Annotated in this window: 15 protein-coding genes; 8 read left to right on the forward strand and 7 right to left on the reverse strand. The window is 70.0% G+C overall.

Features of this window, described 5'->3' with window-relative positions; genetic code table 11:
* Window position 1: 1 nt before the first annotated feature.
* Window positions 2-904: an RNA polymerase subunit sigma-70 gene (locus PUT80_RS24605; protein WP_275293637.1), complete on the reverse strand. Its 903-nt coding sequence runs from the start codon at window positions 902-904 to the stop codon at window positions 2-4.
* Window positions 905-911: 7 nt separating this feature from the next.
* Window positions 912-1,790, reverse strand: coding sequence for a LysR family transcriptional regulator (locus tag PUT80_RS24610; RefSeq protein WP_275293638.1), 879 nt, complete (start codon window positions 1,788-1,790; stop codon window positions 912-914).
* Window positions 1,791-1,902: 112 nt separating this feature from the next.
* Between PUT80_RS24610 and PUT80_RS24615 the strand changes: the two genes are divergently transcribed.
* The 6 genes from PUT80_RS24615 to PUT80_RS24640 all read left to right on the forward strand — a co-directional run bounded on the left by PUT80_RS24615 (window position 1,903) and on the right by PUT80_RS24640 (window position 8,418).
* Complete coding sequence (locus PUT80_RS24615; protein WP_275293639.1) at window positions 1,903-3,600, forward strand: aldehyde dehydrogenase family protein; 1,698 nt, start codon at window positions 1,903-1,905, stop codon at window positions 3,598-3,600.
* 67 nt (window positions 3,601-3,667) lie between these two features.
* Entirely contained in the window at window positions 3,668-5,011 is a 1,344-nt protein-coding gene (locus PUT80_RS24620) for a hypothetical protein (RefSeq protein ID WP_275293640.1), read from the forward strand.
* Window positions 5,012-6,001, forward strand: a complete 990-nt coding sequence (locus tag PUT80_RS24625; RefSeq protein WP_275293641.1) for a membrane dipeptidase — start codon at window positions 5,012-5,014, stop codon at window positions 5,999-6,001.
* Window positions 5,998-6,690 (forward strand): hypothetical protein, encoded by a 693-nt coding sequence (locus tag PUT80_RS24630; protein WP_275293642.1) that lies wholly within the window; start codon window positions 5,998-6,000, stop codon window positions 6,688-6,690. The genes PUT80_RS24625 and PUT80_RS24630 overlap by 4 nt, the downstream gene beginning before the upstream one ends.
* Entirely contained in the window at window positions 6,687-7,088 is a 402-nt protein-coding gene (locus tag PUT80_RS24635; protein ID WP_134663108.1) for a RidA family protein, read from the forward strand. The genes PUT80_RS24630 and PUT80_RS24635 overlap by 4 nt, the downstream gene beginning before the upstream one ends.
* Entirely contained in the window at window positions 7,078-8,418 is a 1,341-nt protein-coding gene (locus PUT80_RS24640) for an MFS transporter (RefSeq protein WP_275293643.1), read from the forward strand. Before PUT80_RS24635 ends, PUT80_RS24640 begins: the two co-directional genes overlap by 11 nt.
* Window positions 8,419-8,467: 49 nt before the next feature.
* Here PUT80_RS24640 and PUT80_RS24645 read toward each other — a convergent pair whose 3' ends face one another.
* A complete protein-coding gene (locus PUT80_RS24645; protein ID WP_275293644.1) occupies window positions 8,468-9,130 on the reverse strand; it encodes a fasciclin domain-containing protein in 663 nt (220 codons plus the stop codon).
* Between the two features lie 64 nt (window positions 9,131-9,194).
* On the reverse strand, window positions 9,195-10,712 hold the full coding sequence (locus tag PUT80_RS24650; RefSeq protein WP_275293645.1) for a molybdopterin-dependent oxidoreductase: 1,518 nt from the start codon (window positions 10,710-10,712) through the stop codon (window positions 9,195-9,197).
* A gap of 185 nt (window positions 10,713-10,897) precedes the next feature.
* On the opposite strand from PUT80_RS24650, the gene PUT80_RS24655 reads away from it, so the two are divergent.
* On the forward strand, window positions 10,898-12,217 hold the full coding sequence (locus PUT80_RS24655) for a PQQ-binding-like beta-propeller repeat protein (RefSeq protein ID WP_158714494.1): 1,320 nt from the start codon (window positions 10,898-10,900) through the stop codon (window positions 12,215-12,217).
* On the opposite strand, the gene PUT80_RS24660 is transcribed toward PUT80_RS24655, so the two are convergent.
* Window positions 12,207-12,701 (reverse strand): DinB family protein, encoded by a 495-nt coding sequence (locus PUT80_RS24660; protein WP_037813966.1) that lies wholly within the window; start codon window positions 12,699-12,701, stop codon window positions 12,207-12,209. The genes PUT80_RS24655 and PUT80_RS24660 overlap by 11 nt on opposite strands.
* A 50-nt stretch (window positions 12,702-12,751) precedes the next feature.
* Here PUT80_RS24660 and PUT80_RS24665 point away from each other — a divergent pair, with 50 nt between their 5' ends.
* A complete protein-coding gene (locus PUT80_RS24665) occupies window positions 12,752-13,930 on the forward strand; it encodes a DUF6236 family protein (protein ID WP_275293646.1) in 1,179 nt (392 codons plus the stop codon).
* A gap of 11 nt (window positions 13,931-13,941) precedes the next feature.
* Here the strand turns inward: PUT80_RS24665 and PUT80_RS24670 are convergent, their stop codons facing one another.
* Window positions 13,942-16,734: a BTAD domain-containing putative transcriptional regulator gene (locus PUT80_RS24670; protein WP_275293647.1), complete on the reverse strand. Its 2,793-nt coding sequence runs from the start codon at window positions 16,732-16,734 to the stop codon at window positions 13,942-13,944.
* Window positions 16,735-16,796: 62 nt separating this feature from the next.
* On the reverse strand, window positions 16,797-17,624 hold the full coding sequence (locus PUT80_RS24675) for a hypothetical protein (protein WP_037813959.1): 828 nt from the start codon (window positions 17,622-17,624) through the stop codon (window positions 16,797-16,799).
* Window positions 17,625-17,626 lie beyond the last annotated feature (2 nt).

Here is a 17,626-nt window from a genome sequence, read left to right on the forward strand (position 1 = left end):
CTCAAAAAATCTTCGCCGGCAGGTCGAACGCCTGGAAAACGCGCGGATCGGCGAACACGGCGTTGTGCGAAATCCGCCCGCCGGCCACGGTGAAGACCTGGAGAGTGTGCAACTGGCCGTCGGGGGTGTAGGCGGCGAGCGCGGGCTGCCCGTTGGCGGTGAGGCCGCGGACGGTCCAGCCGACGCCGCGCATTTCGAAGACCCGGTGCATGAACCGGCCGTAGTCGCCGCTGCCTCGGAACCAGAGCGGGACCGGCGGCATTTCCAGGATCGCGTCGTCGGTGAGCAGCCGGACGAGCGCCTCGACGTCGGCGGCCTCGAAAGCTTGCGCGTACCGGTCGATCACGGCCTGGGTTTCCGCGTCGTCCGGTTCGGCGATCTCGTCCATCGCGCCCGCGTCGGCGAGCGCGGCGCGGGCTCGTTGCAGTGCGCTGTTGACCGCCGGAACGGTCGTCTCCAGCTGGGTGGCGACCTCGGCCGCGCTGAACTCGAGCACCGACCGGAGCACGACGACCGCCCGTTGCCGCGCCGGGAGGACCTGGGTCGCGGCGACCCACGCCAGCCGCAGCCCGGCGCGGGTGTCGGCATCGCAGCGGGCGTCGGGGAACGGCTGCAGCCACGGGATGTCCGTCGCCGGTTGCAGCGGCGCGCCCGGATCGTCGCTGGCGGCGCCGAGACCGGACGGCAACGGGCGCCGGGCCCGGCCTTCCAACGCGGTCAGGCAGACGTTCGTCGCGATCCGGTACAGCCAGGTCCGGACCGAAGCGCGGGCCGGGTCGTAGCGGTCGCGGGCTTTCCACGCGCGCAGCAGCGTTTCCTGCACCAGATCCTCGGCCTCGTGGAACGAGCCGGCCATCCGGTAGCAGTAGGCGGTCAGTTCGCCGCGGTGCGATTCGAGGTCCACCGCGTCATCATCCGGCACGTGCGACGCTGAGGAAACGGTCGACCACGGGGTTGTTCTCGTGGTCGGTGCGCGAGATCGCTGAGACGGTGGAGAGCGCGCCGGGGTCGGTGAGGGTGAGGTAGCGCAGTCCGGGCAGTTGCAAGGCGCGCAAGGCGTTCGGCACGATCGCGATGCCGGTGTCGGCGGCGACGAGGCCGAGCATGGTCGGGAATTGGACGGCTTCCTGGACCACGCGCATCCGGAATCCGGCGCGCAGGCACAGCGTCTCGATGTGGTCGTGCAGCCGCGAGACGCGCGTGCGCGGGAAGGCGAGGAAAGGCTCGTCGGCCAGTTCCGCCATCTCGACGGTTTCCTTGTCCGCCAACGGATGCGTCTCGGACACTGCCACGATCAGCCGTTCGCGTCCCAGCGGGTGCACGGTGAGTCCGGCGGCTTCGCCGACCTCGCGCGCGATGCCGACATCCAGCTGACCGTCCCCGAGCGCGGCGATCTGCGCGTCCGTAGTCGATTCGGTCAGTTCAAATCGGACGTTCGGCCATTGCCGACGCATTTCCAGCACCGTGGCGGGCACGATTTCGAGCGCCGCCGAGCTGACGAACCCGATCCGCAGCAGTCCGAGTTCGCCCCGTGCGGCGTGTGCGACGGCGGTGAGGGCGTGCTGGCTGTCCGCGAGCACCCGACGGCCTTCGGTCAGCAGCACACGGCCCGGTTCGGTCAGCTCGACGCTGCGGGTCGTCCGCAGGAGCAGCCGTACGGACAGCTCCTTCTCCAGCTTCGCGATCTGCTGGCTGAGCGCGGGCTGGGCGAGGTGCAGCCGTTCGGCGGCGCGGCGAAAGCTGCGTTCTTCGGCGACCGCGACGAAGTAGCGAAGCTGGCGGAGTTCCACGCCGCTGATAATGGTTCCTTATCAGTGAGTAGGCAATAGATACTTCACTCTGTGTTCCGCGCGACTTAGCGTCATGGACGACAAGCACCGTCGCGAACGTCGAGGAGCACCCGTGGATCACGCATTGTCGTTGCAGCACTTCGTAGCGGGACGGTGGGTTCCCGGCGACGGACCGGTCGCGCGGAGTGTCGACCCGGCGGATCCCGCGCAGATCGTGGCCGAGTACCGGACGGCCGGTCCGGAACTGCTGGACGAGGCGGTGCGCGCGGCGGTCGCGGCGCAGCCGGGGTGGGATCGCCAGGGCACCATCGCGCGCGGTCTCGTGCTGCGGCGGGCGGCGGAACTGCTCGCCCAGCGCGCCGAATCGGTGGCCGCGTTGATGACCCGCGAACAGGGCAAGACGCTGGCGGAGTCGCGCGGCGAGGTGGCCGCCTCAGTCGAGACGCTGCACTATCACGCGGGCCGGGCGCGCAGCGCCGACGGCGTGCTCTACCCCTCCGGCAACCCGGACGAGGTCGTGCGGACCGTGCGCCGTCCGCTGGGTGTCGTCGGCGTGATCACGCCGTGGAACTTCCCGGTGCAGATCCCGGCGTGGAAGCTCGCGCCCGCGCTGCTGTGGGGCAACTCCGTGGTGTGGAAGCCGGCCAGCGACACGGTCGCGCTGGCGGTCGCGTTCGCCGAGATCCTGATCGAGGCCGGGGTGCCGGACGGCGTGCTCAACCTGCTGCTCGCGCCCGGATCGCTGGGCGCCGAGCTGGTGGAACGGCCGGAGCTGTCCGGCGTCACCTTCACCGGGTCGGTGCCGGTGGGCCGGGCGATCCAGGCTGCCGTCGTGCCGCGCGGGGCGAAGGTACAGCTCGAACTCGGCGGGCACAGCGCGGCGATCGTCCTGCCCGACGCTGACCCGGCCCAGGCCGCCGCGGCGCTGGTCACCGCGTCGATGAGCGGGACCGGGCAGAAGTGCACGGCCGCCCGCCGGATCATCGCGGTCGGGGACGCCTACGACCGGCTGGTTGCCGAGCTGTCCGCGCGGGTCAAGGGCCTCGTGGTCGGCTCGGGCACGACGCCGGGAGTCGAGATCGGGCCGTTGGTGTCCGCCCGGGCGGCGGAAGAGGTCGAGGGCGCGATCCAGCAGGCGGTCGACGAGGGCGCGACGGTGCTGGCCCGCGCGGACTGCCCGCAGGGCGGGGCGTTCGTCGCACCGACCCTGCTGGCCGGGACGCCCGAACTGACGATCAGCCAGGAGGAAGTGTTCGGCCCGGTCGCCACCGTGCTGCGCGCCGCCGACCTGGACGAGGCGATCCGGCTCGCGAACGGCACCCGGTTCGGGCTCACCGCGGCGGTGTTCACCGACGACGAGCGCGCGGTGCGGCAGTGCCTGCGCGACCTGGACGCGGGCATCGTGAAGGTCAACGCACCGAACACCGGGTCCGAGGTGCACGCGCCGTTCGGCGGTCTCAAGGACTCGTCGTTCCCCGCGCCCCGCGAGCAGAACGGCGAATCCGCCGCGGAGTTCTTCACCTGGACCAAAACCGCGTACCTGCGGACGTCCGCGCCCGGGAACAATCGTGACCCGGCCCGCGGACACCGCGCTCGCCCCGGCGGAACTGGGCGCTGCCCGCTACACCCGGCACAGCTTCGCGCGGTCGTTCCTCCGGCAGGCCGCTCGGGAACGCTGGGCAGTGTCCCGCACCCGGTGGGAGTTCGACGACAGCGGTCACGGCGAGGCGGTGTACCGGATCGATGCGGGCGGCACTCCGCTGCACTTCACGGTGTTTTCCACGGTACTGCAGGAAAACGAGCGCACTGACCGCGTGATCGCGAAGCGGTGGGATGTCACTGCCGCACTGGTGGAGGGTCCAGTTTCGGACACGCGGATGGCAGAGCTGCGCCGTGAAGTACCACGGCAGGAAGCTGGCCGCGCCGACGCCGCGACGCTGGTGTGGACTCGGGCGAACCGGAGCGAACGGTTCTTCGAGTACGTCGCAGCTCAACTGGCCGCTGGTGAACAGCCCGACTGCGCCACGATGGGCGACAACTGCTACATCCTGCGCAGCACTGCCTTCTACAGCAACGGTAAGTTCGGTCTCGCCGACTTCGACCGGCTTGCCGAAATCCCGCCGCTGCAGGTGCCCTACCGCGCGCAAATGCTGGCCGCGTGGCTGCTGCGCGAGTTCAGCTACGACCTGGTCGAGCATTGCGCCGTCCGCCGAAACCCTGCCGCGGCAAAGCTTTCCGGCGATTGGCGGCGGTATCTCGGCCTCGGGAACGCGACCGGACTCGGCATGGTCCCGTTCGTGGTGAACCATCCGCACATCCTCGACGCCTGGTGCTCGGCACGGGAACTCCCGCTGGCCCATGCCCTCGACGCCGAGGCGGACGCCAGTGCGGTCCGGCGGGCGAGCGAACTGCTCGACCGCGCCCGCCGGTACTTCGCCGAACGCGACACCCTGACGACCGCGCCGTACCTGACCGGCCCCGAACTGGCTGAACGACTCGCTGGAATCGCCTCGCTGCTCAGCGAATTCCCCGCGGGCGGCTTCGGGTGGCGGGACCTCGACGACCGGGCCGCGGAGTTCGGCGCCGAGGCCCGGGCTGTGCTGCACACTGTTCTGGTCGAACTGGACGACTCGCTCGACTCGGAGATCGAGCATCTGCTGACCTGCGACCAACGGCGGCGCGTCGACCTCGCCCAGTCCTGCGGCGAACTGCGCGACCTGCTCGCCGACCGGTACGACTGGACCCGCGAGTTCGACTTCGCCGACCCGAACGAGCAAGCGAGGTTCTGGTTCTCCGCTGAGGACAACGAAGAACCCCGGCGCGGCAATCGCGGCCAGGACCCGGGCGAATCGATGGAGCATCCGATCGACATCGCCCGCGCCGTGCACGCCCTCCGGCACGACCTGGCCGCCGCCGACGCGGGCCGTTCGGTCGCGGAGTTCCTGCTGGAATTCCCGTGGCATCGGGGCATTGTCGCGCGTGTGCAGTCGGTCGCCGGGCTCCGCTACGGCGAGGTCCGCGCGAACCTGCTCGCCGACGATTTCCTCCCGCTGCACCTGCAGCGATTCCAGCTCGCCCTCTACGGCATGGAGAACTACAGCCCGCAGTCGACCGACTGGTTGCGCGTCACGCTGTTCTCCGGCGCGCCCCGGGCGCGCGACGTCGAGTCCGGAGTGGACGACGACTGGCTGTTCACCCGCAAGCCCGGAAAGGAGTCCTGAGTGGACCCCCTGGAGCACGGCGACCTCACTGTCGTCGACGGATTGCAGATCAACAACTGGGACCGCAAAGTCCTGGAGGAACTGAAAGCGGGCGGCGTCACCGGGGTGAACGCGACCTGCGCGGTCTGGGAAGGCCCGCAGGAAACGCTGCGCGCGGTCGCGGACTGGTACGAACTCGCGCGGGACAACGCCGATCTGGTCGTCCTCGCCGGGAACGCCGACGACATCCGGCAGGCGAAGCGCGACGGCAGGCTCGCCGTGCTGCTCGGCTTCCAGAACACCTCGCCGTTCGGCGACGACTACCGGATGGTCGAGGTCTTCCACCGGCTCGGCGTGCGCATCGCGCAGCTGACCTACAACATCCAGAACCTCGTCGGCGGCGCCTGCTACGACGAGCACGATTCCGGGCTCACCGCGTACGGCCGGTTCATCGTCGCGGAAATGAACCGCGTCGGGATGCTGGTCGACCTGTCGCACGTCGGGAACCGCACGAGCCGCGACGCGATCGACGCTTCGGCCGGGCCGGTCGCGATCACGCACGCGAACCCGCTGTCCTTCGCGGATTCGCCGCGCAACAAACCGGACGACGTCATCGACGCGCTCGCCGCGCGCGGCGGCGTGCTCGGCTGTTGCCTGTACCCCAACGTGATCGGCGGCGAGAAGACGACCCGGCGGCAGTTCTGCGAGATGGTCGCGGGGCTGGTCGAGCGGATCGGGCCGGACCACGTCGCGCTCGGCAGCGACTGCACGCGGAACTGGTCGCAGGACTACGTCGCCTGGCTGCGCAACGGCCGGTGGCGGCCCGCGTCGGCGGTGCCGGTGGAGCCGCAGTGGCCGGTGTGGCTGAACTGGTTCGGCGGGCCGGCCGATTTCCCGGTGCTCACCGAAGGATTGCTGGAAGTGGGCTTGGACGAGACCGTCGTGGCGCAGGTGCTGGGCGGCAACTGGCTCCGGCTGTTCGACACGGTCTTCCCCGGAGCCGGGCAATGACCGCGGCGAAGGCCGAGCGCGTCTCGGCGGCCGAAACCGTGCAGACCCGGGTTTCGGTCCGGGAGATCCACGAGGTTTCGCTGCGCGCCTTGCGGGCTTCGGGGCTGAGCAGCGGCGAGGCGGACTACCTGGCCGAGGTCATCGCGACCGCGGAAATCCACGAGGCCGCCGGGCTCGACGCCTTGACCATCGAGACGGCCCGGATCCCGGCCGGACGGGTCGGCCTCCGGCTGGAACATTGCGACGGGTACGCCGTGGCGCACGACCCGGCTTCGCGCGGCCCGCTGCAGGCTTTCGTGCCCGCCTGCGAAACGGCCGCCGTGGTGGGCACGTTGGTCGTGCCCGGAATGGCTGCCAGTCCGGTACTGGACTGGGCTGCTTTGGACATCGCCGAACGGGCCGGGCGGATACTGTCCCTTTCGGACGGTGGGCACCGCACAGTCGTCACGCCCAGCGGGGATCTGCTGCGGCTTCCGGCCGCTGCCGAACCACGTCCGCCGGTCGCGGGATTGGTGATCCGCCCGCTGGCCGAGGTGCCGGACGCGCAGGTGATTTCCACTGCGGCGGAACGGAAACAGCGGCATCGCGAAGCGGTCGCCCATGGCGTGTCCGTGAAAACTCCATTGTGGACTCTCGCGTACTCGATCGCGTGCGGGTTCCTGATTCCGGACCACCGGGAGGGCCGATGACCTCGCGCGAGCTAGTGGCGCATCCGCACGGACCGCGGCCCTACGCCGGAGCCGCCGTGTTCGGCGGAGTGATCTGGGCGTGCGGGCAGGTCCCGGCACGGCGGGACGGCAGCGTCCCGGAAGGAATCGACGAGCAGGTGCGGGTCGCCCTCGACAACCTCGAGGACACCTTGCGGGCCGCGGGAGGGAGCCTGCGCACGCTGCTCAAACTGACGGTGTTCCTCGCCGACCTCGGCGAGTTCGACGCCTACCACCAGGCCTACCTCGACCGTTTCGCCGGCATCGACCTGCCGCCGCGGACTACGGTCCAGGTCGCCGGGTTCCGGGGGACGAAACGCATCGAGATCGACGCCGTGGCGGCGGTCGGCAGCGAGGAGACCAACCGACATGAAGACTGACCGCGCACCGGACAACGCTGTTCGGGCGACCCTGGATTCGGCCCGGCTCAACGGGTTCCACCGCAAGCTCGCGCTCTACTCGTCCGGCGGGCCGTTCCTGGACGGCTACATCCTCAGCATCATCGGCATCGCGCTGGTGCAGATCGGCCCGCAGTGGCAGATGGACTCGCTGTGGTCCGGACTGATCGGCGCGTCCGCGCTGGTCGGCGTGTTCATCGGGGGAGCGGTGTTCGGCCCGCTCACCGACCGGATCGGCCGGAAGCTGATGTACACGATCGACCTGATCGCGATCATCGTGTGCTCGGTCCTGCAGTTCTTCGTCGCCGACGCCGCGCAATTGTTCGTGCTGCGGCTGCTGATCGGCATCGCGGTGGGCGCGGACTATCCGATCGCGACCGCGCTGGTCACCGAATTCGCGCCGAAGGCGTGGCGGGCGCGGCTGGTCGGCGGGCTGAACGCGATGTGGTTCGTCGGGGCCACCGTCGCCGCGTTCGTCGGGTTCTTCCTGCTGAACGTGGACCAGGGCTGGAAGTGGATGCTGCTGTCGTCGGCGGTGCCCGCGCTGCTGATCGTGATCGCCCGCACCAGCATTCCGGAATCGCCGCGCTGGCTGCACAGCAAGGGCCGCGACGCGGAAGCGCTTGAGGTGCTGCGCACGACGATCGGCGAGCACGCCACACTGGACGATCTCCCGGAAGCCGAAACGAAAACCCCGATGTCCGCGTTGTGGCGCGGCGGATATCTCAAGCGGGTCGTGTTCATCTCGATCTTCTGGACGTGCACGGTCGTCCCGTTGTTCGCGATCTACGCCTTCGGGCCGCAGATCCTCGAACTGTTCAACCTCGGCGGCGGCAACCTGTCGCACCTCGGCTACGGCCTGATCAATTTCTTCTTCTTCGTCGGCAATATCGCCGCGCTGCTGCTGGTGGACCGGCTCGGCCGCCGTCCCGTCCTGATCTGGGGCTTCGCGATTTCCGCGGCCGGACTGTTCTATCTCGGTCTGCAACCGGGCGCCGCGTTGTGGCTGATCGCGCTCGCCTTCGCGGTGTACGCGGTGTTCAACGGCGGACCGTCCATTCTGGAATGGATCTACCCGAACGAGCTGTTCCCGACGGAGGTCCGCGCGTCGGCGGTGGGGCTCTGCACCGGGATCAGCCGGATCGGCGCGGCAGTCGGCACCTTCGCGACACCGTGGGCGCTCACCAATCTCGGATTGTCGGCCACGATGTACATCGCCGCCGGGATCGCCGCGCTGGGCGCGATCGTGAGCGCGTTCATGGCCCCGGAGACCAAGAACGTCGATCTGCACGTCGCTTCTTCGCTCAACTAGAGGTGGAAACCGGGCCCGGCGCCGGGGAGGCGCGCCGGGCCCGGTGGCTTCAGTTCTTGTTGGTGCCCGGGGTGAGCACCTTGTCGATGACGAACACGGTCGCGTTCTTGGTCGGGATGTTGCCGCACAGGATCTTCGCGCCGTTGACGGTCATGTTCTCGCCCGAACCCTCGATCTTCAGCGGGCCGCCCGCGGTGTTCAGCGAGGTGACCGTGCCAGCCTGTTCGAGACCCTTGGCGTCGTATCGCTTGCCGACGACGTGGTACTGCAGGATCGGCGCGAGCTGGTTCGGGTTGGCCGCCAGCTCCTTGAATTTCGCGTCGCCGAGCGCGTTGAACGCCGGGTCGGCCGGGGCGAAGACGGTGATCGCCTGCTGGCTGTTGAGGGTGTCGACCAGGTTGGTGGCCTTGACCGCCGCGACCAGCTTCGTGAGCAGCGGGTTCGTCGAGGCGGCGGACGCGACCGGCTGCGGGCCCATCGAGTCGAGCGAACCCGGCGCGCTGCCCTGCGGCAGCTTCGAGCAGGCCGGGCCGAACACGTCGGCATTGGTGGTGACACCGGAGTCGCTGCTGGACATCGGCGCCGAGGACGGCATCGACGAGGGCATCGCCGACGGGGAGCTTCCCGAGGCGTTGTTGTCGGTGCTGGTGCCGCACGCGGTGAGGGCGAGGGCGGCAGCGGCGCCGATACCGGCGAGGCGAAGGGTCTTCACGGCAATTCTCCGTTCACAGTGGATTGTTCGACAGGGATTCGGCGCCGGGCCGGCACCGGATTGGTCAGGAAGCGATAAAAGTCGTGGAATGCCATCCGGTCGCCCCGTCGGGCACGGTTCCGGCGCGGGCTTCGGTCTGGGTGTAGCCGGAGTTGTCGGTCGCGCGCACGAAAACCTGGTGCGTGCCGGGCTTGACGGAAATCTGGGTCCACCACATCCGCCAGGTGTTCCGGTTCACCTCGGCGGACAAGGTGGCCGGCTGCCAGGGCCCGCCGTCCACTTTGGTCTCCACCTTGGCGATCCCGGTGTGCTGCGCCCAGGCGACGCCGGCGATCCGCACCGCCCCGGCCGGAACGGTGGCGAATCCCTTGGGCGTGTCGATCCGGGATTCGGTCTTGACCGGCGCCTGCTCGCCCCAGCCGCGGCGAAGCCAGTACGCCTGCCGGGCCTTCCACGTGGTGACCTCGATGTCGACCACCCATTTGACCGCCGAGACGTACCCGTAGAGCCCGGGAGTGACCAGGCGCGCGGGGAAACCGTGCTCCAGCGGCAGCGGTTCGCGATTCATCCCGATCGCCAGCATCGCGCCGCGCGAACGGTCCAGCGCGGCCGCGACCGGGGTGCCGGACGTCCAACCGTCCACACTGGAGCAGAACAGCTGCTCCGCGCCCGGCTGGACCCCGGCTTCCGCCAGCAGATCCGCGAGATCGACGCCGACGAAGTTCGAAGTGGACACATAGTCGCCGCCGACCTCGTTGGACACGCACGTCATCGTCACCGTGCGCTCGACCAGCGGCCGGTCGCGGAGATCGCGGTAGTGGTACCGGATTTCCCGGTCGACCATCCCGTGGATCCGCAGGCTCCAGTCCTCGGTACGCACCTGCGGAACCGACAACGCGGTGTCGACGCGGTAGAAGTTCCGGTTGGGCGTGAGGAACGCCGGGGTGCCGAGTTTGGCGAAATCCGCGTCGGCGGGAATGGGCGGAGCCGAAACCGCGGGCACGAGCGGCCCGACCGCCTCCCGGGACGCCGCGGCATCTCTCGTTCCGCTGATCGCCTGCCCGGCACCGCCGAGAACTCCGGCCCCAACGACGGTGCCGACGCTGCCGAGCAAGAACGACCGGCGCGACGAATCCATCGCCTGCTGTCGCGCCGCGATTCGGTGCAGCAGAAGGAAAACCGCGACCCCGACGACGAGACTGGCCAGCGGAGCCAGCAACGCGACCGCGGTCAGATCCGGCCGTGCGGCGACTGCGACCCCGCCGATCAGTCCAAACGCGACAATGATCGTGACACCCGGCCACGGCTTCCGCCGGGACAGCAGTCCCGCCGCTGCGGAGACGACCACCAGCACCGCCGCCATGCCGCCGAGCAGGACGGCTTTGTCGTAGGTGCCGAAGGTCCGCACCGCGAAATCTTTCAGCGGCAGCGGGGTCAGGTCGATGGCTCCGTTGCCGACCGCGAGGTACGGCGAGGCGTTGACGTTGCCGAACGATGCGGCCAGGTGCCCGGCGGCCAGCGCCGAGACCAGGGCGAGCACGCCGCACAGCGCTGCCGGAAGGAACCGCAGACGGGAGGTCATGCCAGGCATTCGCAGCCGGACCGGGCGCGGATGGGTGGGTGTGCGTCACCCGTCCGGGGGTCCGCTCGGGCCGGTGGCGCCTTTCTCGGCGCATTTGCGTGATTTCGTGCGCAAGCGGCTGTTCCGTCGGCTAAATTCCCGGACGACTCCGGATGGAGCAGTCATTCGGGAGAATGGGGACACCGATGCGGCGAATGTTGATCACTGCGGCCTGTCTGGGGGTGCTGGCAGCCACGGCCGCGTGCGGCGGCGGGGCGGCCCCGGCCCTGCCCACCGACCAGGCCGGACCGGCCGGGCAGCCGCCTGCCTCGTCCGCAGAGCCGGAAGCGGTCACCGCCGATCCGCCGATGGCGTTCGACACGAGCAAGGGCGTCGCGCTGCCCCGCACGGCGCTGCAGGCCAACATGGGCGGCTCGGTCACGTCGAAGTTCATGACGCTGCGCGACCGCACTGGCTACATCATCGCCCCCGAATCGCTGAGCGCGGTCGACGTCCTCACCGGCCGCGAGAAGTGGAACACCAGGATCGAGGGCCCGGCCGCCGACCCGAACGCGCACAAGGGCCCGTTCGTCGAGCAGAGCGGACCGCGTCCGCCGCTCGTCACCGACCAGCTCGCCGTCGGAGCCGTCCCGCTGCGGATGCCCGAGCAGGGCACGACGCCCGGCTACCTCGCGCTCGCCGTCATCGCGGTGAATCCGCAGACCGGGGCCAAGGTCTGGCAGACGAACACCAAGATCGCCGACGACCAGTACGGGATCAGCGGCGACCGTTCGGTCACGCACGTCGTCGCGGCCACCGGCAAGGCCGTGATCGCCAGCTTCGCGCAGTCGGAGGGCAACCTCACCGTCGCGCTGGACCCGGCGACCGGGAAGCAGCTGTGGGTGCGCAAGGACTACGACGCGGGCAGCGTGAACGGCGACGTCGTCGTCGGGGTCGACTCGAATGTCGCCGAGAACGAGTCGATGGTCCAGGCGACCGCGCTCGACATCGCCACCGGCCAGCAGAAATGGGTCGGCGCCGCCAAATCGAGCGCGGTCGAGATCCTGCCCGCCGATCCGGCGATGGTGGTCCTGAAGGCCAACGAGTACAGCAGCGGCCACGCCTTCCTGAAGTTCCTCGACGCGGCGACCGGCGCGGAGAAGTTCTCCGTGGAAGGCACCCGGAACCTCGGCCCCGATTCCTACGGCGACTGCCTGTACGACGAGCAGTCAGTGCTCGCCTGCACCGACTCTGGCGTGCTGACCGCGTACGACGCGAAGGCCGGGACCAAACTGTGGAGCCTCCCGGACCAGGCCGCGAACCGCGTCGCGCCGGGCGGCCTGACCGTCGCCTGGCACGGCGCGCTGTACGGCTACACCAACGGAAAGCAGCCGATCGTCCTCGACGCGAAGACCGGCAAGGACCTGTCCACCGAGGTGGGCTTCGTGCCGGACTGGGTCAGCAAGTACGCCGCGGCGGGCGTCGACCAGGACGGCTCGCCGAAGGCTTATCCGGTCAAGAAGTAGCCGATGCGCCGTCCTCCGCGAGGATCTGCTCGCGGAGGATGTCCGCGTGCCCGCAGTGCTGTGCGAGTTCCCGCAGTACGTGCAGGTAGACGAACCGCAGCGGCAGCGGGCCGCGCCGGTTGCCGGGGAGGATGTCGGTCAGTTCGAGCGGCGCGGTGGCTTCACGGGCGGCTTCGCACGCCTCGCGGTGCGCTTGCTGGATGGAGGCGATGGTGTCGTCGTCGGTGAGGACGAATGATTCGTCGGGTGTCTCCGGGATCCCGATTTCGGCGCGCGAACGGCCGGTGACGGCCTCGTCGAACCAGGCCTTCTCCACGAAGGTCACGTGTTTGACCAGCCCGAGCAGCGTGGTCTTCGACGGCACGAGCCTCCGGCGGGCCTGCTCCTCGGTGAGTCCGTCGAGACAGTGCTGGAGCGCTTCGCGGTGTTCGTCGATGAAGTAGTCGAACTGGGCCTTGGCGTGGTTGTCGATCGCTGATTCCATGGGCACGGACCCAGCTTGCCGGATGTCGGAATCCAGGTGAAGGAGCAGGCATGCCGTCGTTCGGCCTGTACTACCCGTGGACGCACTTCCAGAACGACAACTGGCTCAAGCTCGCGCTGCTGACCTGGGACCGGCTGGCCCGGATGCGCCCGCCCGCGGCGCCGGACCGGGACGGAGACCTTGTCCGCCGTCTCCGCGGCGAGACCGATTTCCTGGTGGAGACCGCGCCGAGCGCCGCCGTGCTGAACGTCGTCGCCGAGTCGTTCGGCGAGATCTTCGACGCCGACCCCGGCCGCCTGCTCGACCGCTACGGGCTGGACGAGCCGCGGTCGTGCGACGGAGACCCGAGCGGGCCAGGCTGGCGAGGGTATGCGCCGCCGATCACCCAGCACATGGTGATGGGGCCGCCGCCGGTCGAGGTGCTGACGGCGGTCCCGGTCGGCGGGCCGGGCGCGAAAATGACCGGTGGGCTCCGGGACGGGCTGGTCCGGCTCGGCCTCGCGGTGCCGATGGACGGACAGTGGGTCGGTCTCGACCCGGAACTGGCTTCCATCTACCTCGCGGTGCTGGCCGACGCGATGAGCCACCGCGAAGCGCTGTCGCCGGTCACCGACGACCCGCGCATGCATCACGCGACCGGTGCGCTGGACCGGTTGGTGTCGCTGGTGTTCGACGAGCACGTTCCGGTGCCGGCGGTGGAGAACGTTTCCAGCGCCTACCTGCAGATCGCGCTCGAGACGGTGCTCGAACCGTCCCATGTGGACCGGGTGCCGGCGGACAAGCTCATCAGTTTCCGGGAAAAGCACCGGGCCGAACTCGCCGCGTTCCAGGCGCACGTGGCGAGCCTCGGCCCGGAGCTGCAAGCCGCCGCGGAAGCGGAGAACCTGGAAGTGGCGGCGGCGCATCTGTGTGCGTTGTACGAAACCCGGACCCGGCCGCAGCTGGACGAACTCCGCAAAGCGTTGCGCGGCATGGGCATCGAGGCGTCCGCGGGAACACTGGTGCAGAAGATTGACCTCAACGCGGCGGCGGGCACCGTACTCGGCAGCGTCGCTGCGGCGGGCGGACAGCTGGCGGTAGCGGGTGCCGCGGTCGCGGTGACGCTAGTGCCTTATCTGGCAGGGAAGACGAAGGCACGGCGGCAGCAGATGGCGAAATCGCCGGTAGCGTATTTGCTTGCGGCGGACCGCAAACTCACCGGACACGCGCTGCTGCGGCGCGATCGCTAGGGGACGCACGTTCAGTGCGGCGCGGGCCGGGTCTTTCCGGCATCGAGCCGAGCCAGTGCCGTTTCCACCGCATTGACCTCCGCGAACCGGCCTTGGGCGCGGAAAAGATCGAGCGCCAGCTGCCACACCGAGCGCGCCTTGCCGGAGTCGCCCATTGCGCGGTGGGTGTGGCCGAGGTGTTCGAGGGTGTCGGCTTCCAGGTAGGTGTTCCCGGATTCCCGGTACAGCGCAAGTGCTTCGCGATAGTGCTCGATGGCGTCGATGTGGCGGCCGGTGTGGTGGGCGATGTGCGCGAGGCTGTCCAGGACGTCGGCCACCGCCGGGTGGTTCGCAGTCCGGTAAAGCTGGAGCGCGCGTTCGCAGTGCGGCCGGGCCTGCTCGTGCTGGCCGAGGAGGGTGAGATACCAGCCGACGCCGTTCTGGGCCTGCGCTTCCCACACCGGATTGCCGAGCGGGCGGAACAGCTCCAGCGAGCGCTGGGCGTGCTCGAGCGCGGCGCGCTGGTCGCCGTGCAGTTCCCAGGTTTGGGCGAGATCGTGTTCGATGATCGCCCGGACGCGCTGGTCCTCGCCGCGGTCAGCCAGATCCAGCGCTTCGGCGAGATGGGCGAGGGCGTCGTCGTGCCGGGCCCCGCGGGCGCAGGCCAGGCCGTAGCGGCGGTGCGCGAGGACGCGGGTTTCCGGAGTCCCGAGCGCGTCGGCGGCCTGCACCGCGATGGGCCAGACCGCGAGGTCTTCGTGCAGGAATCCGCGACGGTAGTGATAGGCGGTCAGCGCCAAGGCGATCTGCCACGCGGGTTCGTGCCACCCGTGTGCGGAGGCGATGCGCTGGGCGTCGAGAAGGCAATCGTGGTCCGCGTCGAACCAGTCGAGAGCTTCGCCGGTGCTCGCCGGCGGATGCGGATAGGGATGATCGTGTCCGGTGTCGATGCCGGGTGGGAGGACGCCGTGCGGATGCAGGACGCGGTTTCCGGCCAGCGCGGTGCCGGTGTAGTAGCCGATGACGCGGACCAGCGCCGCGGTGCGCGCCTCGGCGGGAAGGCTGGTGTGGGTCCTCGCGAAAAGGCGGACCAGGTCGTGCATCCGGTAGCGGCCGGGCGCGTCCTGCTCCACCAGTGAAACCCGTTCCAGCGCAAGGAGAATCGCCGCGGTGGCGTTCGGGGGCAAGCCGGTGAGGTTGGCGGCCGCGCGGACGCTGATGTCCGGTCCGGGAGCGAGCCCGAGCAATTCGAACACCTCGGCGTGCTGCGGCGGGAGAGCGCGCAAGGACCACGACAGAACTGCGGCGACGCTGGCATCGCCGTCGTCGAGCGCGCTCACGTCGGTGAGTTCGGCGGCCAGTGCGGCCAACGGGAAGTCGGGGTGTTCGGCGGCGCGGGCGGCCAGGATTCCCAGTGCCAGCGGAGAACCGGCGCAGCGGGTGACGAGTTGTTCGGCAGCCTCGGGGTCAGCGTTGAGGTAGTCCGGGCCGAGCCGGTCGATCAGGACACTTCGGGCGTGTGCCGCGGGCAGCGGCCGGACCGCCAACGGAGTGGCGCCGTGCGTGGTGGTCAGGCTGGTCATGCGGTTGCGGCTGGTCACGACGACGGCGCAACTCGGCTCGCCCGGCAGCAGCGGCGTGATCTGGCTGGGGTCGCGGGCGTTGTCGAGGACGACGAGGACGCGTCTTTCGGCGAGAAGGGTGCGGTAGAGCGCGGTCTGCGCGTCGGGTTCGGCCGGGATGGCGGAGCCGGTGACGCCGAGCGCGTGCAGAAAACCCCGCAACGCGACGTCGGGCGCGGTCGGGTCGCCGTCCGGGCTGAAGCCGCGCAGGTCGACGTAGAGGCGGCCGTCCGGGAACGCAGTCGCTTGCCGGTGGGCCCAGTGCAGCGCGAGGGCGGTTTTGCCCATTCCGCCACCGCCGTGCAGGACGGTGACGGGCACCGCGGCGTGTGGTTCGGCGAGGGTGTCGAGGTGCCGGAGTTCGTCTTCGCGACCGGCGAATCGCGGCGGCGGGGACGGGAGTTGCTGGGGGACCGGCGCGGCCCACGCCCGCAGCGGCGCGGGGCCGGGAGCTTGGGCGGCGAGGATTTCCTCGTGCACCGCGCGCAGGTGCGGCGACGGGTCGGCGCCGAGTTCGTCGACGAGCATCGTGCGGGTGCGCTGGTAACGCGCGAGGGCTTCGTCGGTGCGGCCGCTGTGGTGGAGGGCGCGCATGAGAGCGGCGGCGATGCGTTCGTCTAGCGGGTATTCGTCCGCGCGCCGGGCGAGGAGACCGAGAACGGCGCCGTGCTGTCCGCGACGCAGCTGCCGGTCGGCGTAGTCGAGTTCGGCGGCAGTGCGCTGGCGGGCAAGGGAATGCCGGACGTTGTCGGCCCACGCCGAATCGACCCCGAGCAACGCGTCGCCCTGCCACCGGCCGAGGGCGCGCTCGTACAACCGCGCGGCCTCGGCGTCGTCGGCGGTCGCGCGGGCCTGGCCGACCAGGTCGGTGAACTGGTGCAGATCGAGCGCGTCGGGGCTGGGCAGCGGGATGACGTATCCGCCGGACCGCCGTTCGATCCCGCCGCCGTGCGGATGCAGGACCCGGCGCAGGCGGGCGACGTAGGTCTGCAGCGCGTTCGCGACGCGCGACGGCGGATGCTCGCCCCACACCCGGGTCACGAGCTGATCGGCCGGAACGACGCGCCCGGCGTCGAGCAGCAACGCGGCCAGCACGAGCCGCTGCCGCGCGTGCCCGACCGCCAGCACCTCGCCGTCCGCGGTCGCGCCGACCTCGCCCAGCACCCGGAACTCCAGCGCCATCGCGTAGCCTCCCCGGTCCACCGGACGAGGCTAAAGCATTGCCGAGCGGGCATGAATCGAAAATGAGCCGGACTCTTGTCGCGTCACCGCGATCCGGCGGCCACCAGCTTCTCCGTGATCGGTTCCAGCGCGGCGATCAACTCGTCGAGTTCGGCCGCCGACAGAGCTTCGTACGGCGCGGCGGCAAGCTCGTCGGTCAAGCTCTCGATGCGCTGCTTCACTTCACGGCCCGCGTCGGTGAACCGACCCTCCGCGTCGACGAGACCTCGTTCGCGCAAGCCGTCCATGATCGCGGCCAGCCGCTTCTTCGGCAGGTGATGCACGCGCCCGAACGACTCCGGCGGGTGGATGCCCATTTCCAGCGCGGACAGGATGTGCGCCTCCGCACCGTCGATCCGCGCGCTGACCAGCGCGGCGATGTGCCCGTCCCCGCGATGCTCGCGCAGCATGGTCGCGGAATGCCACAATCGCGCGACCGGATCGCTCGGCATCGGCAGGGTGCGCATCCCGGCGTACATCATCCGACCCACGGTGGGCGCGCTCGTCGCGGCTTTGGCGGTCAGGTCGGCGGCGCGCACCAGACCCGGGGAACCGGCGAGTTCGTCGCCGAGGATCCGGCGCACCGACGCGGCGCTGCCTCGTTCCCGCGCGGCGACGGAAGCCTCGGGCGGGATCGTCTCCCACGCGCTCGGGATGTGCCGCGCGGCCTCGCCTTCGGCGAAGTTGTAGAACGCCGCGTGGACGACCTCCGCCGGCACCCGCCCCAGCGGCGCGGCCCGGCTGGCGAAGTATCCGTCCCAATAGGTGCGGTGGCCGAGTGCGGCCAGTTCTTCGTTGCACTCGTCGGCGAAGAAGGTGACGAGGCAGATCGGCTCCAGGAGCTCGAACATGCGCCGGGCAGTGCTGGTCATCG

This window comes from Amycolatopsis sp. La24 (assembly GCF_029087445.1).
Taxonomy (GTDB): Bacteria; Actinomycetota; Actinomycetes; order Mycobacteriales; family Pseudonocardiaceae; genus Amycolatopsis; species Amycolatopsis nivea.